General features: G+C 68.8%; 22 protein-coding genes. 5 read left to right on the top strand and 17 right to left on the bottom strand.

What is annotated here, in order from left to right; genetic code table 11:
- The 5 genes from JE033_RS11255 to JE033_RS11235 form a co-directional block, all read right to left on the bottom strand.
- Entirely contained in the window at window positions 1–648 is a 648-nt protein-coding gene (locus JE033_RS11255; RefSeq protein ID WP_090150282.1) for a VOC family protein, read from the bottom strand.
- A gap of 99 nt (window positions 649–747) precedes the next feature.
- Window positions 748–1,374: an MBL fold metallo-hydrolase gene (locus JE033_RS11250; protein WP_200331658.1), complete on the bottom strand. Its 627-nt coding sequence runs from the start codon at window positions 1,372–1,374 to the stop codon at window positions 748–750.
- Entirely contained in the window at window positions 1,374–2,459 is a 1,086-nt protein-coding gene (locus tag JE033_RS11245) for an S-(hydroxymethyl)mycothiol dehydrogenase (protein WP_200331656.1), read from the bottom strand. Before JE033_RS11245 ends, JE033_RS11250 begins: the two co-directional genes overlap by 1 nt.
- 106 nt (window positions 2,460–2,565) lie before the next feature.
- The gene (locus JE033_RS11240; RefSeq protein WP_200331654.1) at window positions 2,566–3,849 is read right to left on the bottom strand and encodes an ArgE/DapE family deacylase; all 1,284 of its coding nucleotides are present in this window, start codon (window positions 3,847–3,849) and stop codon (window positions 2,566–2,568) included.
- 159 nt (window positions 3,850–4,008) lie between these two features.
- Complete coding sequence (locus JE033_RS11235; protein ID WP_090150297.1) at window positions 4,009–5,106, bottom strand: helix-turn-helix domain-containing protein; 1,098 nt, start codon at window positions 5,104–5,106, stop codon at window positions 4,009–4,011.
- 108 nt (window positions 5,107–5,214) lie between these two features.
- On the opposite strand from JE033_RS11235, the gene JE033_RS11230 reads away from it, so the two are divergent.
- Complete coding sequence (locus tag JE033_RS11230; protein ID WP_200331652.1) at window positions 5,215–6,537, top strand: aspartate aminotransferase family protein; 1,323 nt, start codon at window positions 5,215–5,217, stop codon at window positions 6,535–6,537.
- Between the two features lie 15 nt (window positions 6,538–6,552).
- Here the strand turns inward: JE033_RS11230 and JE033_RS11225 are convergent, their stop codons facing one another.
- Window positions 6,553–7,593 (bottom strand): phosphotransferase, encoded by a 1,041-nt coding sequence (locus JE033_RS11225; RefSeq protein WP_200331650.1) that lies wholly within the window; start codon window positions 7,591–7,593, stop codon window positions 6,553–6,555.
- An 11-nt stretch (window positions 7,594–7,604) separates the two neighbouring features.
- Window positions 7,605–9,437 (bottom strand): ABC-F family ATP-binding cassette domain-containing protein, encoded by a 1,833-nt coding sequence (locus tag JE033_RS11220; protein ID WP_200331648.1) that lies wholly within the window; start codon window positions 9,435–9,437, stop codon window positions 7,605–7,607.
- Between the two features lie 113 nt (window positions 9,438–9,550).
- Here JE033_RS11220 and JE033_RS11215 point away from each other — a divergent pair, with 113 nt between their 5' ends.
- Window positions 9,551–11,416, top strand: a complete 1,866-nt coding sequence (locus tag JE033_RS11215) for a lipase family protein (protein ID WP_370567950.1) — start codon at window positions 9,551–9,553, stop codon at window positions 11,414–11,416.
- 29 nt (window positions 11,417–11,445) lie between these two features.
- Here JE033_RS11215 and JE033_RS11210 read toward each other — a convergent pair whose 3' ends face one another.
- The 3 genes from JE033_RS11210 to JE033_RS11200 all read right to left on the bottom strand — a co-directional run bounded on the left by JE033_RS11210 (window position 11,446) and on the right by JE033_RS11200 (window position 13,356).
- A complete protein-coding gene (locus JE033_RS11210; RefSeq protein WP_200331644.1) occupies window positions 11,446–11,622 on the bottom strand; it encodes a hypothetical protein in 177 nt (58 codons plus the stop codon).
- Window positions 11,623–11,650: 28 nt separating this feature from the next.
- The gene (locus JE033_RS11205) at window positions 11,651–12,352 is read right to left on the bottom strand and encodes a DsbA family oxidoreductase (protein WP_090150346.1); all 702 of its coding nucleotides are present in this window, start codon (window positions 12,350–12,352) and stop codon (window positions 11,651–11,653) included.
- A gap of 77 nt (window positions 12,353–12,429) precedes the next feature.
- Entirely contained in the window at window positions 12,430–13,356 is a 927-nt protein-coding gene (locus tag JE033_RS11200; RefSeq protein ID WP_200331642.1) for a 4-(cytidine 5'-diphospho)-2-C-methyl-D-erythritol kinase, read from the bottom strand.
- A gap of 208 nt (window positions 13,357–13,564) precedes the next feature.
- Between JE033_RS11200 and JE033_RS11195 the strand changes: the two genes are divergently transcribed.
- The gene (locus JE033_RS11195; RefSeq protein WP_234037440.1) at window positions 13,565–15,223 is read left to right on the top strand and encodes an MDR family MFS transporter; all 1,659 of its coding nucleotides are present in this window, start codon (window positions 13,565–13,567) and stop codon (window positions 15,221–15,223) included.
- Window positions 15,224–15,227: 4 nt separating this feature from the next.
- Window positions 15,228–15,764, top strand: coding sequence for a MarR family winged helix-turn-helix transcriptional regulator (locus JE033_RS11190; protein ID WP_090150355.1), 537 nt, complete (start codon window positions 15,228–15,230; stop codon window positions 15,762–15,764).
- Here JE033_RS11190 and rsmA read toward each other — a convergent pair.
- From rsmA to JE033_RS11170, 4 genes are read right to left on the bottom strand one after another with little or no spacing between them, the layout of a single operon-like run.
- Complete coding sequence (gene rsmA, locus JE033_RS11185; RefSeq protein ID WP_200331637.1) at window positions 15,745–16,656, bottom strand: 16S rRNA (adenine(1518)-N(6)/adenine(1519)-N(6))-dimethyltransferase RsmA; 912 nt, start codon at window positions 16,654–16,656, stop codon at window positions 15,745–15,747. The genes JE033_RS11190 and rsmA overlap by 20 nt on opposite strands.
- Window positions 16,653–17,570, bottom strand: a complete 918-nt coding sequence (locus tag JE033_RS11180) for a TatD family hydrolase (RefSeq protein WP_200331635.1) — start codon at window positions 17,568–17,570, stop codon at window positions 16,653–16,655. The genes rsmA and JE033_RS11180 overlap by 4 nt, the downstream gene beginning before the upstream one ends.
- A complete protein-coding gene (gene metG / locus JE033_RS11175; RefSeq protein WP_200331633.1) occupies window positions 17,567–19,153 on the bottom strand; it encodes a methionine--tRNA ligase in 1,587 nt (528 codons plus the stop codon). The genes JE033_RS11180 and metG overlap by 4 nt, the downstream gene beginning before the upstream one ends.
- Window positions 19,154–19,209: 56 nt before the next feature.
- Window positions 19,210–19,686, bottom strand: coding sequence for an OsmC family protein (locus JE033_RS11170; protein ID WP_200331631.1), 477 nt, complete (start codon window positions 19,684–19,686; stop codon window positions 19,210–19,212).
- Between the two features lie 49 nt (window positions 19,687–19,735).
- Between JE033_RS11170 and JE033_RS11165 the strand changes: the two genes are divergently transcribed.
- Window positions 19,736–21,106, top strand: a complete 1,371-nt coding sequence (locus tag JE033_RS11165) for an aminotransferase class III-fold pyridoxal phosphate-dependent enzyme (protein WP_200331629.1) — start codon at window positions 19,736–19,738, stop codon at window positions 21,104–21,106.
- A 43-nt stretch (window positions 21,107–21,149) separates the two neighbouring features.
- Here JE033_RS11165 and JE033_RS11160 read toward each other — a convergent pair whose 3' ends face one another.
- The 3 genes from JE033_RS11160 to JE033_RS11150 all read right to left on the bottom strand — a co-directional run bounded on the left by JE033_RS11160 (window position 21,150) and on the right by JE033_RS11150 (window position 23,323).
- The gene (locus JE033_RS11160) at window positions 21,150–22,151 is read right to left on the bottom strand and encodes a protein phosphatase 2C domain-containing protein (RefSeq protein ID WP_090150372.1); all 1,002 of its coding nucleotides are present in this window, start codon (window positions 22,149–22,151) and stop codon (window positions 21,150–21,152) included.
- 30 nt (window positions 22,152–22,181) lie between these two features.
- Window positions 22,182–22,982 (bottom strand): YaaA family protein, encoded by an 801-nt coding sequence (locus JE033_RS11155; protein ID WP_200331627.1) that lies wholly within the window; start codon window positions 22,980–22,982, stop codon window positions 22,182–22,184.
- An 83-nt stretch (window positions 22,983–23,065) separates the two neighbouring features.
- Window positions 23,066–23,323, bottom strand: a complete 258-nt coding sequence (locus JE033_RS11150; protein WP_090150378.1) for a F0F1 ATP synthase subunit epsilon — start codon at window positions 23,321–23,323, stop codon at window positions 23,066–23,068.

The raw sequence follows: 23,323 nt of genomic DNA, 5'->3' as shown, positions 1-23,323 counted from the left end.
TCAGCAGGTCACGAGCGCGCCATCGGCGCGCTGCAGCTCGAGTCGATACCCCGGGCGAGGTCCAGTGATGGTCTCGGCGGCACCGTCGCCCAGGCCGAGCGCCGCGAGCGCAGTGTCGACCGCCAGAGGGTCCGGCTCCTCACGGACGAAGGAGACGAGTTCGATCGTCGGCAGCTCTCCCGTTCCAGGCTGCGCCGTCGTTCCCCAATCGATCAGGAATGGCACGTCGAGGCGGTGCATCGCCGCTCCGGTGAGGCGCCATTCGAGCAGCTCTCCCGCGGGGGTGCGCCGGGAGAGCTCCCAGACGTCACCGGGATCGAACCCGCTCGCCCGGGCAGCGGCGACCGTCGCGTCGATGTCGTGCGGGTGCACGGCGTAGGCCTGCACGCGAGGCTCGTCGAGAGTGTCGATCGCGAACGTCGTCGGGAGCGCAGCGGTCTCGCGATCCGGATCAGGGCCGATGAGTTCGATGTACTGCGGGCCTCGTTGCTCTCCCACCGTGAGCGCAACGAGGGCATTCGCGGTGCCGGTGGGGTGCGCCCCTCCGCGTTCGGCGGTGACCCCCGTCCGGTCAGCGAACCACTCGATGAGTGCGTCGAGATCGGGGCCGGCGATGACGATGTGGTCGAGAAGACGCGGGATGCTCATGTCGAGAGTTCATCACACCGCGGCCGCGCGCGTGACGTCCGCCGTCATACGACGTCACGCGCGCGGCATCGCGAGTCCGCGGATCTGCTCGCAGTGCTGTTAGTGCCCGCGCGCGATCCACTCGTCGAGGTGCGGGGCCTCATCGCCGATCGTCGTCGTGTCTCCGTGTCCGGTGTGCACCACGGTCTCAGCCGGAAGGGTGAGCAGCTTTCCGCGGATCGACTCGATGATCAACGGGAAATCGCTGAAGGAGCGACCGGTCGCACCGGGTCCGCCCTGGAACAAGGTGTCCCCGGTGAACACCGCGTCGAGCTGGGGCGCGGTGAACGAGGTCGAGCCGGGCGAGTGCCCGGGCGTGTGCAGCGCCGTCAGCTCGACGCCCGCCACCGAAAACACATCGCCGTCCGCGATCTCCGCATCGGGGGCCGAGTCGTACACGGTCTCCCACAGCATTGCGTCGGCTGGATGCAGATGCAACGGCGCCTGGAGTCGATCGGCCGTCTCGCGTGCCGCACGGATGTGGTCGTCGTGCCCGTGGGTGAGCAGGATCGCGACGGTGCGGCGCTCGCCGACGGCCTCCGCCACGGCTTCGGCGCTGTGAGCGGGATCGATGACGATCACTTCGGAGTCGTCGCCGACGATCCAGACGTTGTTGTCGACGTCCCACGTGCCGCCGTCCAGCGAGAACGTGCCGCTCGTGACCAGTCGTTCGATACGCGCGGCCATCAGAGCACCACCACCGAGCGCAGCACGGTGCCCTCGTGCATCCGGTCGAATGCGGCCTCGACGTCGCCCAGGCCGATGCGCTCGGTCACGAACCCTTCGAGATCGAGACGCCCGAGCTTGTACTGATCGATGAGCATCGAGAAATCTCGGCTCGGCAGGCAGTCGCCGTACCACGACGACTTCAGCGATCCGCCCCGCCCGAAGACGTCGAGCAGCGGCAGTTCCAGCTGCATCTCGGGCGTCGGTACGCCGACGAGTACGACGCGGCCAGCGAGATCGCGAGCGTAGAACGCCTGCGTGTACGTCTCAGGACGGCCCACAGCATCGATCACCACGTCGGCGCCGAACCCCTCCGTCAGCGCGCGAATCGCTTCGATCGGATCCTCGGAGCGCGAATTCACGGTGTGCGTCGCCCCGAAGCGCCTCGCCTGCTCGAGCTTCGCGTCGTCGATGTCGACGGCGATGATCGTGGTCGCTCCCGCCAGCTGCGCGCCGGCGATCGCCGCAGTGCCCACGCCGCCGCAGCCGATGACCGCGACCGACTCGCCGCGCTGCACGCCACCGGTGTTGATCGCCGCACCGATGCCCGCCATGACGCCGCAGCCGAGCAGTCCGACTGCGGCGGCATCCGATTCCTCGTCGATCTTCGTGCACTGGCCGGCGGCGACGAGGGTCTTCTCGATGAACGCTCCGATGCCGAGTGCTGGTGAGAGCTCCGTGCCGTCCTCGAGCGTCATCTTCTGCTTCGCGTTGTGCGTGTCGAAGCAGTACTGCGGCTGCCCTTTCGCGCAGGCGCGGCACTGCCCGCAGACCGCGCGCCAGTTGAGGATCACGCGATCCCCCACTGCGACCTCGGTCACGCCCTCGCCGACAGCCGCGACGCGACCCGTCGCCTCGTGGCCGAGGAGGAACGGGAACTCGTCGTTGATGCCGCCCAGCTTGTAGTGCAGGTCGGTGTGGCAGACGCCGCTCGTGAGAATGTCGACGACGGCCTCACCCGGGCCCGGGTCCGGCACGATCACCGTTTCGATGGTGACCGGGGCGTTCTTCTCTCGGACGACAACGCCTTGCACTCGATACGCCATGGGGTTCCTTTCACGGATCTCTGCAGCTTGCGCGCCCGCGCGCTCGGTGCACGTGCGGGCTCTGCATCCAGGCTATCGAGTACCGTCGACACGCGCCCCTCCCGGCTCAATCGATTTCTTCGACCCCGCACCATTCGGCGATGAAGAGCGCCATCGACTGCGTGCAACGGCGAATCGACTCGATGCTGACGCGCTCGTCGAACCCGTGGATGTTCTCGGATACCGGCCCGTACACGAGCGTCGGCGTGTTGCCGTAGTTCACGAACACGCGACCATCGAGGTAGCCCGGCGTGGTGAAACTGGTGAGTTCGCGCCCGAACGCGGCCCGGTGCGTCCGCTCGAGCACCGCCTCGGCGTCGCTGCCCGGTTCGAGCACGTAGCCCTCAGCGTAGAACCCGTCGGGCGTCACCTCGACGTCGAACGGGCGGCGATCCTCGGCGCCCGACGCGGCCGCACGCACGCACTGCTCGACCGCGGCGTGCGCATCCGCGGCGGCCATGCCGGGGTACAGCGCCACGCGAAGCCTCAGTTCGCACCACGCCGGAACGCTCGACGGCCAGTCTCCGCCTCGGATGCCGCCGATGTTGAAGTTGATCGGGTGATCGAGATCCTCGAAGTACCGGTGCTGTGACTGCTCGGCATTCCATTCCTGCTCCAGCCCGCGAAGCGCCTCGATCACCTCGTAGGCCGCGTCGATGGCGTTGAAGCCGTTCGCCATCTCACGCGGATGGGTCGGCTCGCCGCTCACCCGAATGGTGCACCACAGGACGCCGACGTTCGCGCGGACGAGCGCGTCCTCCTCGGGTTCCGAGATGATGACGGCGTCGGCTTCGTAGCCGCGCAGCAGTGCGGCGAGCGAACCGTTGCCGGTGCACTCCTCCTCGACGACGGACTGCAGGTGCACACGGGCGGTCGGCGCCAGGCCGGCGCGGCGCAGCGCATCGAACGCGAACAGGTTCGCGATGAGCCCGGCCTTCATGTCACCGGCGCCGCGACCGTACATCCATCCGGCGCGCACCTCGGCGTCCCACGGCGAGCGCGACCACTGCGCTTCCGGCCCCTCCGGCACGACGTCGATGTGACCGTTCAGAATCAGCGATCGGCCAGCCTCTCGCGCCGGCGTGTAGGTTCCGACCACGTTCGTCATCCCCGAGTAGTCGACGGTGGACGGCCCGTACCCGGGATGCGATTCGAGTTCGGGCGAACCGATCGTCCAGCGGTCGATGTCGAGGCCGAGCGCGGCCATGCGCCCCTCGATGAGGTCTTGCGCGGCTTCCTCGTCCGCGCGCAACGAGGGCGCGGAGACCAGGTCGGCGGTCGCGCGCACCTGCTCGTCGAATGCGGCGTCGACGGCGTCGAGGATGCGCTGGGTCTGCGTGGTCGAGATCATGGGGCCTCCGGGTCCGGTGTACTCGCCGGCGGCGCGCAGGTCACCGGCCGCGGGTCATTCCGCATGCTCCGAGGCTATGTCCAGGAGCGCCGCCGATCCGTGTCGGATCGCCTCCGCTTGTCGTCGCTTCGTGTGCATTCGGACACCCGTCTCACCCCCTCAGAGGTCGAGGATCACCATCGCGATCGCGGCATCGCGCGGCACGGTGACGTCGAGGCCGCTGAGGTCCTGGAAGACGCGCAACCGCTTGAGCACGGTGTTGCGGTGGAAGAAGAGCTCTTCAGCCGTGCGCTGCATCGAACCCGTGCGGATGAACGCGCGCAGCGTCACCGCGAGGCGCTCCCGCTCTGCATCGGGAAGCGAGTCGAAGGCTCCGGTCAGTTCGTGCATGAATCCGTCGACCCGCTCGAGCATCGTCTCGCGTGCGATCGAGGCGAAGCCGTCGCGCAGTCGGAAGACCGCTCCGTCGTCAGCGCGCTCGGCGAGGTCGATCGCGATGGTCGCCGCTCGCCCGACGCGGTCGAGACCGCCCACGCGCGAGAGGTAGCCGCCGCAGAGGGCAGGATCGGCGTCGACCCAGTCGATGGGCCCGCGTCGTGGACGCAGCAGTACGGTCGTGCCGCCGTCGTCGACGTACTGGCCGCCGCTCTCGAGCACCTCCCGCGCCAACCGGTCCCCGTCGCGCGTCGTGGCGAGCATCTCGTATTCGACCGACGATGAGAGTCGCAGCAGGTGCGCGATCGCCACCAGTTCGTCGCCGTCGGCCTGCCCGGAGAACAGTCTCGATCGCGCCCGTTCCTTCGCCGTTCGCCGCTGCTGCGTCATCGAGTCCGATTCCTCGAGGAACGAGCGCTGCACCTCCGTCGCGTAGCGTTCGACGACGTCGAGCACGAGCTCGCCGTGGGCCAGCAGCGCGTCGGTGAGGTCGGGCTGGGCCGCCCGTTCGAGCCCTCGCCAGAGCACTCGGAAGTTGATGCGCACCGCTTCCATGAAGCGCTCGACGCGCACACCCTGCCGCGCGCGGCGTCGCCCGAGCGCCTCGGCGAACTCCGACGGCGCCTCCGCCCCGGCCTCAGCGGCGAGGCGCGAGGCGAACAGCGCGAACGCGTTCCGCGCGGTGCGCTCGATATCCTCTGCCGCGACCGCGTCGCCGACGTACCCCTCGTGCGTGCTCAGCTCCGTCAAGAAGTCGTCGAGCAGCCTCGGCGTGTCCGCGCGCACGCGATCGATGAGCTGGAGCCAACGCGGATCGTGCATGACTCCATTGTGCGGCAGAGTGGTGCGCTGCGGAGTACTGGATCGTTCACGGGCGCGGGATACAGTGGGGCGGGGGCCGCTGCCGGACGGCCGGCGAGGAGGGACACGATGAGCGTCGCACGCGAAATGCACATGGCCAACAGCTTCGACCCGGGACGCGCGGCCGATCTCTCGCCAGCGGACGCGCAGCTCATCGCGCGGCGAACCCGCGCGATGGGCGCCGCCTACCGGCTCTTCTACGACCGGCCGGTGCACTTCGTGCGTGGCGAGGGCGTGTGGCTCTACGACGCCGAGGGCAACGCGTTCCTCGACGCGTACAACAATGTGCCGGTGGTCGGTCACGCGAACCCGATCGTGCAGCAGCGCGTGGCTGCCCAGCTCGGCAGACTCAACACGCACACCCGCTATCTGGGCGACGAGGTCGTCGCCTATGCCGAACGCGTCACCGGGCTCCTGGGGCACGGTCTCGAGCAGGCCGTCTTCGTCTGCACCGGCAGCGAGGCCGTCGACCTCGCGCTGCGCGTCGCCCGGCACGTGACGGGCCGCCGGGGCATCATCGCGACGGCGCACGCCTATCACGGCACGACCGCGGCGGCGGCGGCCATCTCACCGAGCCTCGGCCCGAACAATCCGATACCCGACGATGTCGAACTCATCGCAGCGCCCGATCTCGCCCGGGAGTCCCCCGACCGGGCTGCGGCCGCGCTCGCCGTGCGCGTGCGCGAGGCGGCGGATGCGCTGCGATCGCGCGGCCACGAGCCTGCCGGGCTCATCGTCGACTCGATTCTCTCGAGCGACGGACTGCAGGGAACGGCGCCCGGATTGCTGCGCGGCGCGGCGACGGAGATCCGCGCGCAGGGCGGCCTCTACATCGCGGACGAGGTGCAGACCGGGTTCGGGCGCACCGGCGCCTGGTGGGGCTTTCCGCAGCACGAGGTCGCACCCGACCTCGTCGTCGCCGGCAAGCCCATGGGCAACGGCCTGCCCATCGCCGCACTCTTCTCCCGGCCCGAGCTCCTCGACCGCTTCGGCGCCGACATGCGGTTCTTCAACACGTTCGGCGGCAATCACGTGAGCGTCGCCGCTGGCCAGGCCGTGCTCGACGAGATCACCGAGCGAGACCTGATCGCGCGTGCGGCGGCGCTCGGCGCACGCATGCTCTCAGAGCTGCGAGGGATCGCTCTGGCCAATGACAGCATCGGCGCCGTGCGCGGATCCGGCTTGTTCTTCGCGCTCGAGGTGGTGGACGACGAGGGCGTGGCGGATCCGACTCTCGCAGCCGCCGTGGTCAATCGCATGCGCGCTGATCGCGTGCTCATCAGCGCATCGGGGCCGCAGGCCAACGTGCTCAAGATTCGGCCTCCGCTCGTCTTCGGCGACGAGCACGCCCCTCGGCTGCTGGAGTCGCTCGCGGGCGCGCTCTCGCGCTAGTCCGCGCCGCCCGTCTCAGCGCTCCGGGAGCGGCTCTGCGGCGAAGCGCGCTGCGGCCTCCGCGGGTGCGACGCGGAGCAGCTGCTCGAGCGCCGGCCAGGTGGCGGCCATGCGCGCCTCGGCGTAGGCGCGGTTGCCCTCACGGCCCCGGTGCGTCCACGTGCTCGCGTTCACCGCGAGTCGGGCGACGGCGAGCGGGTACAGCACCTCGATCTCCTCAGCCGTGAGCGAGCAGTGCGCGACGTAGCCCGACACGACATCGGAGAAGGCCGCGAACGCGTCGCCTTGGCGCAGCGCCGCATAGGCCGCCGCAACTGCGAGCTCGGCGATCCGCACGGTCGCGACGGCATCGTTGAAGTCGACGATGCCCATGATGCTGACGGCGCCGTCCTGACGCCGCTCCGCGAGCAGATTGAAGTCGTGGAGGTCCTGGTGCACGACGGCTCGCGGGAGCGTCGAGAGCTTCGGCTCGATGACGTCGAATCGGCGGAGGACTTCCTCCAGCAGCGCCCGTCGTGCCGGGTCGACGACCGCATCCCAGGTGCTTCTGATCGAATCGCCCGCGCGGTCAGCCATCCAGTGGTGCAGATTCTGGCCGTCGTGTCGTTCCGCGAGCGGGTGAAGACTGCGCGGAACCTCGGCGGCGAGCGCTCCGAGACTCCGGCGGTATGCCGCGTCGGTGCCGCCGAGTTCGGCGACGCTGGTGCCGGCGACCCAGCTCGTCACCCGCGCACGAAGCGCGCGGCCGTCCCTTGCGACGAACGACTTCGCGACCGACCCGTCTGCAGCGCGCTGCAAGACCGGGGTCGCGACCGGGAGGGGGCGCTCCTCGAGCTGTTCGAGCACGGCGTTCTGCCACGCGAAGGTCGCCTCGTCGAGAGGCGTGGGTGAGAGGCGCACGAATCGGGCGCCTCCGTCCGCAAGGGTCGCTCGATAATTGATGTCGAGTTCGCCGCCGAGCCGCTGCCAGTGCACCGCCTCGACGTCGAAGTGCTCATCGAGCACTGCGGCGAGCGCGCGCTCGTCAGCGGCGGTGAGCGGATCGAGAACGTGCATCGAGGAGCCGCCTACTCCAGCGCGCCCGACAGCTCCAGCCACCGTTCCTCGAGGGCCGCGACCTCGTCTTCGATCGCGGTGATCTTCGTCATCTCGGCGTTGAGCTTCGTGTAGTCGCCCTGATCCATCGCCGCGAGGCCGGTGCGCGCCTGCGCGGCATCGCGCTGCAACCGCTCCATCTTGCGCTCGACGGCCGACAACTCCTTCTCTGCGGCACGCCGCTCCGCGCCCCCGAGCGCCGGCTTGCGTGCGGCTCCGGCTGCCTGCGACGCGGTGCTCCCCGTCGATTGCGATGCCGATCCGGACGACGACGCCGTCGACCCCGACTGCTCCCGACTGCGCAGTTCGAGGTACTGGTCGACACCGCCCGGCAGGTGCCGAAGGTGCCGGTCGAGAATGGCGTACTGCTGATCGGTGACGCGCTCCAGGAAGTACCGGTCGTGCGACACCACGATGAGGGTGCCCGGCCAGGAGTCGAGCAGATCCTCCATGGCGGCCAGCATGTCGGTGTCGAGGTCGTTCGTCGGCTCGTCGAGGATCAGCACGTTGGGCTGGTTGAGCAGGATCAGCAGGAGCTGCAGTCGGCGCTTCTGCCCACCGGAGAGATCCTTCACGGGCGTCGACAGCTGCGCGCTCGTGAAGCCCATGCGCTCGAGCAGCTGACCCGGCGTGAGATCCTGGGCCTTCGATCCGCTGCCGACGGTGAAGCTCGTGCGCAGGCCGTCGATCACCTTGCGCACCGGATCCTGGAGATGCTCCTCGAGCTCGTCGAGACGCTGGGTGAGGGTCGCCACCTGCACGGTCTTGCCGCGCTTGACGCGCCCGGACGTCGGCTCGACGGTGCCGGAGATCAGGCCGAGCAGCGTCGATTTGCCCGCTCCGTTCACGCCGAGTATTCCCGTGCGCTCACCCGGGGCGAGCAACCAGTCGACGTCCTCGATGATCACCCTGCCGTCGTAGGCGACTCCCGCTTCGACGAGGTTGACGACCTCTTTCCCGAGACGGGCGACGGCCATCGACTGCAGCGACACGCGATCCCGGATCTCGGGAACGTCTGCGATCAGCTCGTTCGCCGCGTCGATGCGGAACTTGGGCTTCGACGTGCGAGCAGGCGCACCGCGGCGCAGCCAGGCGAGCTCCTTGCGCGCGAGATTCTGCCGCTTCTGCTCGATGGTCGCCGCCTGCCGGTCCCGCTCGACGCGCTGCAGGATGTACGCGGCGTACCCGCCCTCGAACGGTTCGACGATGCGATCGTGCACCTCCCAGGTCATATTGCAGACCTCATCGAGGAACCACCGATCGTGCGTGACGACGAGCAGTGCGCCCTGGCCCTTCGGCCAGCGGCGCTGCAGGTGATTCGCGAGCCAGGCGATGCCCTCGACGTCGAGGTGGTTCGTCGGCTCGTCGAGGAAGACGATGTCGTACTGCTGCACGAGCAGCCGCGCGAGCGCCACCCGTCGGCGCTGACCGCCGGAGAGCGCGTCGAGCGGAGCCTCCCAGTCGAGGTCCGAGATGAGGCCGGCGATCACCTCGCGCGCTTGCGGGTCGCTCGCCCACTCGTACTCCTCGCGGTCGCCGACGACCGTGCGGCCCACCGTCTGGCCCGCCTCGAACACGTCCGCTTGATCGAGCACGCCGATCGTCGTCCCGCCGCGCAGCGTCACTTTGCCGCCGTCGGGCTCGCGCCGACCGGCCAGCATCATCAGCAGGCTCGACTTGCCGTCGCCATTGCGCCCGACGATGCCGATGCGGTCCCCCTCGGCCACGCCGAGCGTGACCGAGTCGAACACGGTCTTGGTCGGTACTTCGAGGTGCAGGGCCTCGGCTCCCAGTAAATGCGCCATATGTTTCCCAGCGTAGTCGTGCCGCAGGAGTCTCACTACACTGGCGATGTCGCGGTCGCGCGATGGATCGAGTCAGACCCGCTCCTCGCGGATCCAGCCAGGGAAGGCCGCCCGTGACATCCAGGTTCTCACGCACCGCGTCGCGAGTGCTGTTCGGTGCTGCTGCCGTCGCGCTGGGAGCGGCGCTGATCTTCGCTCCCGTCACCGTGCACGGCATCGCGATCATCACGGGGCTCGGGCTCATCAGCGTCGGGGCGGGGTCGTTCTTCCGCCCCTCGCCCGCGGTCGGAGGACCCAAGGGCGCGCCGCGGATCCCTTCGCTCACGCGACTGGTCGGCGGTGCGCTCGTCGCGCTCGGCGCGCTGATGGCGCTCTGGCCCGACGCGGGTGCGCCCTGGCTCGCGTTCCTCGTCGGCGCCGCGCTCGTCGTGCACGGCGCGCTCGCGCTGTGGAACGCGATCACCGGCCGCGATGGGTGGCACGCCGACGCCCGCGCCGCGTCGGCGATCATGGGTGCGGCGACGATCGTGCTCGGCGTCGTCGCCTTCTCCTGGCCGGTGCTGACGCTGACAGTCTTCAGGCTCGGACTCGCACTGTGGCTGGTCGCGGTCGGCCTGCACGCCATCTGGGATGCAGTGGTGCGGCTGCGATCCGCCCGAGTCGGAGGTGCGCTCGAGGTCGGCGCGCCGGTTCGCGATGCAGCATCCCGCACCGGTGCGCGGCCCTCGCGACTGCGTCGATGGGCCAGAACCGTGGGCGCCGTCGCGTCGCTCGCAGCCGCCGCGCTGCTCGCCTGGGGCAGCGGCACCGTGCTCGGAGGGTCGCCGATGCCCCAGCCGGGCGCGTTCTACTCGCCGCCTGCGGACGTACCGGGCGCCCCGGGTCAACTGCTGCGCTCCGAGCCGCTCGACTCCGGGGTGCCCGAGGGCGCGCGAGCCTGGAAGATCCTGTATACGACCACGCACCCCGACGGCACGCCCGCCGTCTCGAGCGGCACCGTGCTCGCCCCGGTCGAGCCGACGAAACGTCCGCTGCCCCTGCTCAGCATCGCTCACGGTACGACGGGCGTCGTAGCGCAGTGCGCGCCCTCCATGAGTGCCGCGCCGTTCTCGGACGGAGCGGGTACCGCTCTCGCCGAGATGGTCGCGCAGCACGGCTGGGTCGCCGTCACGTCCGACTACGTCGGGCTCGGCACCCGCGGCGTGCACCCCTACCTCGTCGGAGACGCGGAGGCCCGGAATGTGCTCGACGCCTCGCGAGCCGTGCAGCAGCTCGACGCCGTCACGACGACGACGGAGACGGTCGTCTGGGGACATTCGCAGGGCGGGCAGGGCGCGCTCTGGACCGGGCAGATCGCCGAGGACTACGCGCCGGAGCTCACCGTGCGCGGGGTCGCGGCCTTCGCGCCGGCAGCCGACCTGTTCGGGCTCGCCGAGGTCGACAAGAACGACGCCGCCGGCAAGACCGTCTCCGCGTACATCGCGACGACATGGGCGCGGCTGTACCCCGACCTCGATCTGAGATCGCAGCTCACGCCGGGATCACAGGGCCCGGTCGAGCACATCCGCTCCCTGTGCTTCAACGGCAGCGACGTGCTCGCGGCGATCCTGAGGGGGTCGCAGATCCCGAACCAGATCTTCCCCGACCGCCTGCTGAACGGCGAGTTCGGCGATCGCCTGAAGGCGCAGACGCCTGTCGGCCCGTTCCCCGCCCCGGTGCTCGTCGCCCAGGGTCGGGCGGATCCGCTCGTCCGCCCGGAGATGCAGCGCGACTGGGTCGAGGCGCGTTGCACGGACGGCGTCGACATCGACTACCGCACGTTCCCCGGCCTCAGTCACAACACCCTGGTGGCGGCGGACTCGCCGCTCACTCCGCAGATCGTGCAGTGGACGCTCGATCGCTGGGAAGGCAAGCCGGCGACCCCGAACTGCGACGACCTTCCGGCCTCGACGCCCGATGCGGAGCAGACGCCCGGGTAGCAGGCCTGAGAAGCCCGCGCCTCATCGCTCTAGGCCGCGCAGCACGACCCGCCGCAGCAAGATCCGCCCGACTCGCTGTCGCCCAGCAGGTTCAGGATCTCTCGCGTCTCGGCGTCGGCGAACGATGCGGCGCCTTCGAGGCCCGTCTCCGATCCGACCGACGGTGCGTCTCCTGCAGTGGTCTCGGTGCGGTGCTGTTCAGTCATCTTGTGCTCCTTCTGAATGTGGACGAGTCTAGACCGTGCCGGCCGGCGCGTCGCCCCGCTGGAACCCGAGCACCTGGTCGAAGACGTTCGCGAACGCCTCTGCTGATTGCGCGCCCGAGACCCCGTACTGCCCGTCGAGCAGGAAGAACGGAACGCCGGTGATGCCGAGCTGCCGCGCGCGCACGATGTCGCGCTGCACCGCCTCGCCGTACGCCTCGTCATCGAGCGCTGCCCGCACCTCATCGGCGTCGAGCCCCGCCTCGGCGCCGAGCCGCGCGAGCGCATCGGCGTCGGACATGTTCTCGCCCTCCGCGAAGTACGCGCGGAACAGACGCTCCTGCACCTCCGCCTGCACGCCGCGATCCCGTGCGAGGTGCAGTACTCGGTGGGCGCGCTGCGTGTTCGCGTGCTTGACGTCTGGGAACCGGAACTCGACATCCTCGGTGGCGCCGAGCTCGGTCATCTGCCCGAGCATCTGCTCGACCTGCGCTGCAGGCATGCCCTTGTGCCGCACCAGGAAGTCGATCTCGCTGCCGGAGAAGTCCAACGGGGTGTCGGGCGCGAGTTCGAAGCTGTGGCTCTCGACCTCGACTGCGACGCCGGGGTGCTGCTCGCGGAACGCGCGCACCGCGGCATCGAAGCGGTGCTTGCCGAGATAGCACCAGGGGCAGGCGATGTCGGACCAGATATCGACGCGGATCGTCTCGCCCGCTGGCAGTGTTTCATTCACACACGGTGCAGCGCCGAGCGGGTCGCGCGTATTCCCGCGGAGGATCAGCAGGATGTCGAGCGTCGCGGCGATCTCGCTCAGATGACGCGCGCGCCGGGCACGGGCCCCGACACGATGAGCGCCCGGAAGCCGCGCCGGCCGAGCACCGCACGCACTTCGGCCGCCTCCTGCGGCGTGCCGACGAGGAACGCGATGGTCGGGCCGGATCCGGACACGATTCCCGCCAGGGCGCCCCGCGACTCCCCCAGTTCGAGGATCTCGGTGAGCTCAGGGGCGAGCTTGAGCGCCGCGACCTGCAGATCGTTGTGCATCGCGTCCGCGAGGGAGTCGGCATCGCCGACGCGCACCGCCTGCAGCACCGCCGTCTCCACTTTCACGAGATCGGGTTGCGGGCCGAGTGCGCTGGCGTGACGGTCGCGGTGCTCGTCGAGCGTCCGGTACACGACCGGCGTGCTGAGCCCCGAGTCGGAGAGCGCGAGCACCCAGTGGAAGTCGCCCTTCGCGAGGGCCGGACTGAGTTCATCTCCTCGTCCGGTGCCGACGGCGGTACCGCCTTCGAGCGCGAACGGCACGTCCGCCCCCAGTTCAGCGGCGAGCGGGAGGAGGCCTGCGCGGCCGAGGCCCGTGCCCCACAGTTCGTCGCAGGCGACGAGCGTGGCAGCCGCATCGGCGGAGCCGCCGCCCATGCCGCCGGCGATGGGCACGCGCTTGAGCACCGTGAGCGCGACGCCGCCCGCGTATCCCGTGCGCTGCGCCAAGAGCTTCGCCGCCGCGATCGCGAGATTCGAATCGTCTCGCGGGAGCCCGGAGGCGTCGACGGGGCCGACGAACTGGATCGAGAAGTCGGCGGCGGCGACGGCGGTGACCTCTTCGAAGAGCGACACGGCCTGGTACAGCGAGGCCACGTCGTGGTACCCGTCGTGCTGCAGCGCGCCCACGCGGAAGAACACGTTGATCTTCCCTGGCGCGCGCACCGTGACCGGGCCCCCTCGGCTCCTACCCATGGTCCTACGCTAGCGCAAGCGCGGGCGCCGATCGGACGTGCGTGTCACACTCGTTCGTTAGTTGACAACGGTCAACCAAGTGGTATGGTTGATCTTCGTCAACTGTTGACTTGCATCAACCGATGCTCTCACGCTCACAGCACTCCGCAGCACACAGAATCAGGAACCAATGTCTCTCCCCGCATCCGCACCCACGGAACCGCCGAAGATGACGCATCGCCAGGTCCTCGAGGCGCTCTCAGGGCTCCTCCTCGGCATGTTCGTCTCCATGCTGGCCTCGACCGTCGTGTCGAGCTCGCTGCCCGTCATCATCCACGACCTCAAGGGCGATCAGGCCGCGTACACCTGGGTCGTCACCGCGACACTACTCACCACCGCGATCTCGACGCCGGTCTGGGGCAAGCTCTCCGATCTCTTCAATCGCAAGCTCCTGTTCCAACTCGCGATCGGCATCTTCGTGCTCGCGACGGCCGCGGCCGGGTTCTCGCAGGACCCCGGCACGATGATCGCCTTCCGCGCGGTGCAGGGCATCGGCGCTGGCGGACTCGCAGCCCTCAGCCAGGTCATCATGGCCGACATCATCAGCCCGCGCGAGCGCGGACGCTACATGGGCCTCTTCGGGGCCGTCATGGCGCTCTCGACCGTCGGCGGTCCGCTGCTCGGCGGCGTCATCACCGATTCGATCAACTGGCGATGGAACTTCTTCGTCGCACTGCCGTTCGCCGTCGCAGCGCTGTTCATCGTGCAGAAGACCCTGCACCTGCCCAAGCGTCCGCGCAAGCGCACCAGCATCGACTACTTCGGCATCGTGCTCCTCTCCGTGTCGGTATCGCTGCTGCTCATCTGGGTGACCAATGCCGGGCGCGACTACGACTGGTGGAGCCTGACGACCATCCTGATGGTCGGCGGCGCCCTCGTCGCCGCGACGCTGTTCATCATCGTCGAACTGCGCTCCAAAGAGCCCCTCGTACCGTTGACGCTCTTCCGCAGCCGCACGTTCACGCTCGCCGTCGTCGCCTCGATCGCCACCGGCATCGCCATGTTCGGCTCGTCCGTGTTCCTGAGCCAGTACATGCAGCTCTCGCGCGGGGCCACCCCGACGCAGGCGGGCGTCATGACGATCCCCATGATCGCCGGCCTCCTGCTCGCCTCGATCGGCGTCGGCGGTCTCATCACGAAGTACGGCAAGTGGAAGCCGTACCTGATCGTCGGGGCCGTGCTGCTGATCGCCGGCTCGACGATGCTCTCGACCATCCATTACGACACGAACTTCGCTCTGGTTTCCCTGTACATGTTCCTGCTCGGCGCCGGCGTCGGCATGACGATGCAGAACCTGGTGCTCGTCGTGCAGAACACCGCGGATCCCGCGCAGATCGGCGTATCCAGTTCGGGTGTCACGTTCTTCCGCAGCCTTGGCGGCACGATCGGCGTCTCAGTGATGGGCGCAGCGCTAGCGGCCCGCGTGAGCGACCTCATGGGATCGGAATCCATCCTTCGCAAGATGGCCACCGCGGTCCAGTCGCTCGGCGAAGAGGGCATCGCCGTCGCGCAGCAGCTGAAGTCGGGGGCTCTGCCAGAGGTCTCGACGATGCCGCACGCGATCAGGATCATCGTCGAAGACGTCTACGCGCAGGGCATCTCGCACTCCTTCCTCATCGCCGTGCCGTTCGCGGTGCTCAGCCTCATCGCGATCATCTTCCTGCCGAACACCCCGCTCACGAGCATGACGAACAGCGAGCGTGCGCACGCATCTGAGGCGGACTTCGCCACAGTGTCGACCTCGGAGGGCATGGGGGTGCTGACCGCGACCGGTGGCATCCCCGTGGTCGAGGACGACGACGCTCCGAACCGGCCGTCGGAGAAGTAGCGACATGTCGTCACCCACGCGTCCGGCTTCCGCGGCTCCCGCTGCGCCCTCCTCGGCTTCCGAGCACGAGGACCGCAGTGGGAGCCCCGCGGGCGACCCGCGCACGCAGGCCTTCGAGGCGCTCGAGCGGGAGTTCGAGCTCATCTTCACTCAGTTTCGCAGGTCGGCGATGGCGAATGCGTCGCAGGTGAGCGAGGGGATGCTTCCCGGCGCCTACAAGGTGCTGACGACGATCTCCCGGGTCGGGAGTGCGACGCTCTCCGAACTCACCGAGATACTGCTCACCGACAAGGGGCAGATGAGCCGCACGATCCGCGATCTCGACGAGCGAGGCCTCATCGACCGCGCGCCGGATCCGAGCGACGGCCGGTCGATCCGCATTTCAGTGAGCGAGTTCGGGACGCAGCGTCTCGCGATGACTCGGGGCGAGAAGGAGCACGAGCTCCGCGACGCGATGGGACGTTGGACCGTCAGCGACATCGTGCGGTTCACCGAGCTCCTGCACGCTCTCTCGCTCGGCCTTACTCCCCGGACTCCGTAGCACTGGCTGCCGCGCGGGCGATCGCGAGGAACTCGTCGATCGCGAGTTCCTCCGCCCGCGCTGCGGGGTTCGACCCTGCTGCCGTGATCACGCCCACGGTGCGATCGAACCCTCCCAGCACCGGCTGCAGGGCTTGACGCAGCATCTTCCGGCGCTGCGCGAATGCCGCGTTGACGAGCTCGAAGGTCAGACGCCGCTCGGCCTCGGTGCCGCGAGGCTCGTCTCGACGCTCGTATCCCACGAGCACGGAGTCGACGCCGGGCACGGGCCAGAAGATCTTGCGGCTCACGGTGCCTGCGATGCGCCACGGACCGTACCAGGCCGCTTTCGCGCTCGGCGATCCGTACTCCTTCGATCCGGGCTGCGCGGCGATGCGGTACCCCACTTCGGCCTGCACCATCACGAGGCCGCCGCGCAGGTCGGGGAGCAATTCGAGCAGATGCATCAGGATCGGCACCGACACGTTGTACGGAAGATTCGCCACGAGCTTCGTGGGCGCCGCGTCTGCCGCGAAATCCTCGGCGGTGACGTCGAGCGCATCACTGCGCACCACACTCAGACGCGGGCGCTCCGCATCCGCGAAGACCTCCGGCTGCATCGCAGCCACCGTCGCCGGGAGCTCGGCGGCGAGCCGGTGATCGATCTCCACAGCGGTGACGCCCGCGCCGGTTTCGGTCAGTCCGAGCGTCAGAGAACCGAGCCCGGGTCCGATCTCCACCACGCGCTCCCCCCGCTGCACGCCGGCGAGCCGCACGATCTTGCGCACCGTGTTCGGGTCGATGACGAAGTTCTGCCCGAGCTTCTTCGTCGGCGACACGCCGAGTCGCTCGGCGAGCTCGCGCACCTGCGCCGGACCGAGCAGCGCAGGCGCTTCGCGGTTCTCGTCGCTCACGAAGTCGCCTCAGCTGATTCGAGCTGCCACGATCCGTACACGCGTTCCGTGTTGGCGGCGATGAGCGCGCACACCTCATCGAGGGGGCGCTCGAGGGTCTCCGCCAGGCGCCGCACCGTGTAGGGCAGCAGGTACGGCGCGTTCGGCCGCCCGCGATAGGGTTCCGGCGTCAAGAACGGGGCGTCGGTCTCCATCAGCAGGAGCTCTGGCTTCGCGACGGCGATCGCCTCGCGGAGCACGGGCGCGTTCTTGAAGGTCGAGGGTCCTGCCACCGACACGTACCAGCCGTGGTCGTTGCAGATCTTCGCGAGGCGCGCATCGCCCGAGAAGCAGTGGAACACCGTGCGCTCGGGTGCGCCCACGCGGATCAGGGTGGCCACGACCTCGTCGTGAGCATCGCGATCGTGGATCTGCAAGGCGATGCCGTTCGCCTTGGCGATCTCGATGTGCGCCTCGAACGATTCGATCTGCGCGTCCCGGCCGTCCTCGCCCGTTCTGAAGAAGTCGAGCCCGGTCTCGCCGATCGCGCGCACGCGAGGCTGAGCTGCGAGCCGGGCGATCTCGGAGAGCTGCTCGTGCAGCAGCCCCAGCTCAGCGACGCGCGGCGCCTCGTTCGGGTGGAGTGCGACCGCGGCCAGCACGCGCGCGTCGCTCGCCGCCAGTTGCGCGCTCCACCGGCTCGTCTCGAGATCCGTTCCGACCTGCACGACTCCCTGCACGCCGACTGCAGCGGCACGCGCCAGCGACTCGAGCGGGTCGAGCTGATCCACACCGTCCTCGAACTCGAGGTGCGTGTGGTTGTCGTATACGGGCAGCGGCAGGGGCTCCGGAGCCGCAGGCCGCGTGAGGTCCCGCCCGTCCGACTTGCGTTTGCGGAGCCCGCCCTCGGGAACCGCTGCAGCAGCCTGACTCACTTGCCCGTCTCGTCGGCTTCGATCCGCGGGAACAGCACCGTGAGCGGCTGCTGCTCGGTGCCCGGCGCAAGCTTGCCCCAGACGGCCGCATCGCGGAGCGGCTGCTCGTCGAGTGCGCCGAGCGCGGACTCGGCGCCGAGCGCTGCCCACAGCTTGTCGGTCGCGAGCGGCACCACCGGAGCGAGGAGCTCGGCGAGCACGCGCAGCCCTTCGGTCGCCGTGTAGAGCACGGTGCCGAGACGCGCGCGCTGCCCCGGATCCTTCGCGAGCACCCAGGGCTCCTGCTCGGTGATGTACCCGTTCAGCGCGTCGACGAGCTCCCAGATCGCGGCGATCGCCTCGTGGATCGCGAACGCATCCATGCGCTCGTCGGCTCGCGCTGCCGCCGATGCCGCGAGTTCGCGAATCGCCTCGTCCGCCGGCGCTTCGTCGGCCGCCTCCGGCACTCGGGACTCGAAGTACTTCGCGTTCATCGCGAGTACCCGGCTCGCGAGGTTGCCGAAACCGTTCGCGAGTTCGGCCTGGTAGCGTGCCGCGAGATCCTCCCAGCTGAACGAACCGTCGTGCCCGAAGGAGATCGCTCGCATGAAGTAGTAGCGGAACGCGTCCGAGCCGAACGTATCGGTGATCTCGTTCGGCGCGATGCCGGTGAGCTTCGACTTCGACATCTTCTCGCCGCCCACGAGGAGCCAGCCGTGGGCGAAGACGTGGTTGGGCACCTCGAGCCCTGCTGCCATGAGCATCGCCGGCCAGATCACCGCGTGGAAACGCAGGATGTCTTTGCCGACGAGATGGTTCGCCGGCCACCGGCGCGCGAACTCCTCATCGTCCTGGCCGTAGCCGATGGCTGTGACGTAGTTCAGCAGCGCGTCGAACCAGACGTAGGTGACGTGCGATGCGTCCCACGGGATCGGAATGCCCCAGTCGAACGAGGTGCGGGAGATCGAGAGATCCTCGAGTCCCTGCTGCACGAACGCGATGACCTCGTTTCGCGCGCTGGCCGGTTGCACGAAGTCGGGCTGCTCCTCGTAGAGCGCGAGCAGACGATCCTGGAAGGCGCTCATCTTGAAGAAGTAGTTCTTCTCCTGCAGCAGCTCCAGGGGCTTGGAGTGGATGGCGCAGACCTTCTGACCCGCGAACTCACCGGTGCCGTCGACGATCTCGCTCTTGGGCTTGAACTCCTCGCACCCGACGCAGTAGAGCGCTTCGAACTCGCCCGCGTAGACGTGGCCGTCGTCGTGCAGCTTCTGCAGGAACTTCGCGACGCCGGCCTCGTGGCGCGCGTCGGTCGTGCGGATGAAGTCGTCGTTGGAGATGTCGATCAGATCGAGCAGGGGCTTCCAGGCCGACTCGACCAGACGGTCCGCCCACTCCTTCGGTGCGACGCCGTTCGCAGTCGCGGTGCGCAAGATCTTCTGACCGTGCTCGTCCGTGCCCGTGAGGAACCAGGTGTCGTCCCCGGCCTGGCGGTGCCAGCGAGCGAGCACATCGGCGGCCACTTCGGTGTAGGCGTGCCCGATGTGCGGGGCGTCATTGACGTAGAAGATGGGGGTCGTCAAGTAGAACGAGGAGGGGTTGGCCATGGGTTCCATTGTATTGGGAACCGGGAGCTGAGCTGGTCGCGCGACGTCGCCCGGCCTCACTCTCCCGCGGCGACCACGATCTCCGGCTCGTGCCGCACCGGGAAGTTCACCGAGTTCGCGATGAAGCACGCTGCGAAGGCGTCTGCGTGCGCCGCCCGCGCCGCGTCGACCATGCCGGACGCGGCAACGGTGACGCGCGGACGCAGGATGACCTCTTCAAAGGCTCCGCCGATCCCCTGCTGCCGCATCACGCCGGTCGCGGCGTCGCTGTACGCGACGACGACGACCCCGGCGCGCACGGCCATGTGCAGGTAGGAGAGCATATGGCACTGAGCGAGCGCGGTGACGAGGAGCTCCTCCGGGTTCCACCGGTCGCGGTCGCCGTGAAAGGTGGGATCCGCCGAGCCCTCGAGCGGAGCCTTCCCTTCGGCGTGGATCAGCAGCTCGCGCCCGTACGCGCGATACCCGCTCGTGCCGGAGCCGCGGTTGCCCGTCCACTCGACACCGACGCGGTACTCGTGCAGATCCTTCATGACCCCACTCTAAACGGTGTCGCAGTGCCCCGAGAGTAGGATCGAGACCATGAGTTCAGCGACCAGCGCCGTAGCCGTCAGCACCGAATCTTCAGTTCCTCAAGAGCGTCTCGTACGCACCGAGATCCCCGGGCCCCGCTCGAAGGAGATCCACGAGCGGCGACGCGCAGTCGTGCCTCCCGGCGTGCACAGCGTGCTCCCCGTGTACATCGAGCGCGCGCACGACTCGATCCTCATCGATGTCGACGGCAATCAGATCATCGACGTCTGCGGCGGCATCGGCGTCACCACGATCGGGCACACTGATGATCGCGTCGTCGCGGCGGCGACCGCCCAGCTGCAGAACGTCACCCACACGCTCTTCACGATGACCCCGTACGAACCCTACGTGCAGGTCGCCGAGCATCTCGCGAAACACGTACCGGGGTCGACGGCGAGCGCTCCGTACAAGACACTGCTCATGAATTCGGGGGCCGAAGCAGTCGAGAACGGCGTCAAGATCGCACGGAAGTTCACGGGACGGCCGGGGGTCGCCGTGCTCGAGCACGCCTACCACGGTCGCACGCTCCTCACGAGCAGCATGAATCACAAGGCTGCGCCGTACGCGCTCGGGTACGGCCCGCGAGTCGGCGACATCTACAAGGCGCCGAACTCCTACCCGTTGCACGACGGACTCACCGGTGCAGAGGCCGCCTCGCGCACGATCGCCTACCTCGAGAAGCAGGCCGGGGCATCCGACCTCGCATGCCTCGTGGTCGAGCCGATCCAGGGTGAAGGCGGCTTCATCGTGCCAGCCGACGGCTTCCTCCCGGCGCTCGCCGAGTGGTGCCGCGCCAACGGCATCGTCTTCATCGCCGATGAGGTGCAGGCGGGGATGGCGCGCACCGGCACGGTCTTCTCGATCGAGCAGTTCGGCGTCGTGCCCGACATCGTGCTCTCGGCCAAGGGCATCGCCGGAGGCCTGCCGCTCGCGGGGATCACGGGCAGGGCCGACATCATGGACCAGTCGCAGCCGGGCGGACTCGGAGGAACCTTCGGCGGCAATCCGGTGTCGTGCGCGGCCGCCGTGGCCGTCTTCGAGCAGATCGAATCGCTCGGCCTGCTCGGCGAGGCCCGACGCATCGAGTCCTCCTTCGGGGCCGGCCTGCGCGAGCTTCAGGAACGCTTCCCCGCGATCGCCGAGGTGCGCGGCATGGGGGCGATGCTCGCCATCGAGGTGACGAAGCCCGGCACGCTCGAACCCGACGCCGATCTCGTCGCTCGAGTCATCGACGCGGCCGCGCAACGGGGGGTGCTGCTGCTGAGCAGCGGCGTGCACAATCAGGCGATTCGCTTCCTGCCCTCGTTGAAGATGAGTGACGCACTCATCGCCGACGTCATGTCCGTGCTGCAGGAGTCGTTCTCGGTCGCGAGCTCGTAGGGGCTCGCGGCGGCGCGCCTCGGCGAGCGCTGGGCCGCAGCGCTCAGCGTTCTTCCGGGCGGGGCGTGCTCGGCGCATCGGGGAGGATCACGGGCTCGACGTCGTCGCAGTCCTCCTCGTCCTGGCCATCCCGGCTCGGCGTGTGCACCGGAGCCGATGTCACTGCCGCCGCAGCGCGGCTCCGGTCGCCCTCGGAGCACACGCTCTCCGTGTGGTCCGAGAGATCGATGCCGGATCCCTCGATGCTTCCGGTGTCGACGACATCTCCGACCGCGTGCACATCGATGACGACGACGGTCACATTGTCGCGGCCCGCGTTCTCGAGCGCGTGCCGCACGAGCGAGCGGGCGGCAGCCTCCGCAGTGACCTCCGTCGCGAGGAAGTGCTGGATGCCGACATCGGTCAGCTCCTTGGTCAAGCCATCGGAGCAGATGAGCAGCCGCTGACCCGCGATGAGCGCCAGCGACGTGTAGTCGGGAATGGGCGCCTCGTTGAACCCGACGGCGCGCGTGATGACGTTGGCGTGCGGGTGCACCTCCGCCTCTTCCTCGGTGATCGCGCCGGTATCGATGAGGTGCTGCACGACCGAGTGATCCACGGTGATCTGGCTCAGCGCACCCTTGAAGTACTGGTAGACGCGGGAGTCGCCGATGTTGAAGACCTTCCACGTCGGCTCGGGATCCGTGCCGAGCACGACTCCGGTCACCGTCGTGCCTGCTCCGAGCTCCGTGTCGCCGGCGTCGAGCTCGATATCGTCGACGGCGTCGCCGAGCGTCTCGTCGATGTCCTGCTCGCTCACCAGGTCTTTGCCGCCGAGTTCGGCGAGACGTCGAACGACCGCTGCCGAGGCGATCTCGCCGGCGGAGTGACCGCCCATCCCGTCCGCGATCGCGAACACCGGCGGGGCCGTCACGTAGCTGTCCTGATTGTTCTCTCGACGGCGCCCGACGTCCGTCATCGCGAACCACGAGAGTTCGAGCTCGAGATCGCCTCCGGCACGATAGTTCAGCCGTCGCCGAACTCCGTTCTCTCCGCGAGCCGTCACAGCTTCCCTCTCATAGACACCCGAGCCATATTACCCTGCATCCGCTTGCCGCGATGCGGTCATGCCCGGAGCACCGAGCTGCGTGACGAGCGTGAGGGTCCGCTCGTCGGGGTCGGCGTGCAGCTCGAGCCCTGCCGACGAGCCCCAGCTGAGGAGCGCGTCCATATCTGAAACGGCGGCCTGGTCGCTCGCGAGGCGCCGCACCAGATCGCCTTTCGCCGCCTTGTTGAAGTGGTTCAGGGCGCGTACCTCGCCGTCCGCGCTGCGCTGCGCGACATGCAGGAACCATCCGATACCGTCCGGGAGCGGGGCGAGAGCTGCGTAATCCTGTGAGCGGAGATCGAGCACCAGTCCGGGGGCGTCATCCCACGAGATGGCAGCGTGTGCGCCGCTCCACAGGCGTTTCAGCGGCATGGCGAGTTCCGGCAGGCGCGAGCTCGCGGAGAGTCTGTACGCGGGGATCTCATCCCCCGCACCGATCAGGCCGAAGAGCGCGGACTGCACAGCGACGTGATCGTCGAGCCACTTCCGGGACGCCGTATCGAGCGTGGCGACTTCGAGGGCGTCGTACAGCACTCCCGTGTACCGCTCGATCGCCGGCAGCACGCCGCTCTCACCCAGTCGGCGGTTGTGCGCGAGCTCGGAGCGGTTCTTCACCCCGAGCTTCAGCGCTTTCGCTGCCGCCGCCTCGTCGCTGCTCAGCGATTCGAGCGCTTCGCGCACGCGTCGTCGGAACTCGGCGAGCTCGTCAGCGAATCGGAGCCGTGCTGGATCGAACGCGCCGGCGCCGCCGGGCCGCTTCGTCTCGGACGGCGGAAGCAGGAGGAACATGCGTACCTTTCGTGCGCTGCACGAACGAACGGCCGATCAGTGCCCCGTGGAGGGCATGACCGGCCGTTCGCTGGTGTTGGGGACTACGCTACGGTGGCGCGTCCCGCGACAATGGTGATGGTGTCGTGGTCGACCGAGAGGAACCCGCCCTCCGCCTCGACCGCGACTTTCTCGCCGCCAGCGGTGGTCACGCGCACCTCGCCCTTCGCCAGAAGCGCGAGCAGTGGCTCGTGGCCGCTGAGGATACCGATCTCGCCTTCGACCGTCTTCGCGATGACCTGGGAGGCTTCACCCGCCCAGACCTGACGCTCGGCCGAGACGACGCTCACGTTCAGCGCCAT

Source organism: Leucobacter sp. L43, assembly GCF_016597785.1.
Lineage (GTDB): Bacteria > Actinomycetota > Actinomycetes > Actinomycetales > Microbacteriaceae > Leucobacter > Leucobacter alluvii.
This window is presented reverse-complemented; position numbering and strand designations above follow the sequence as displayed.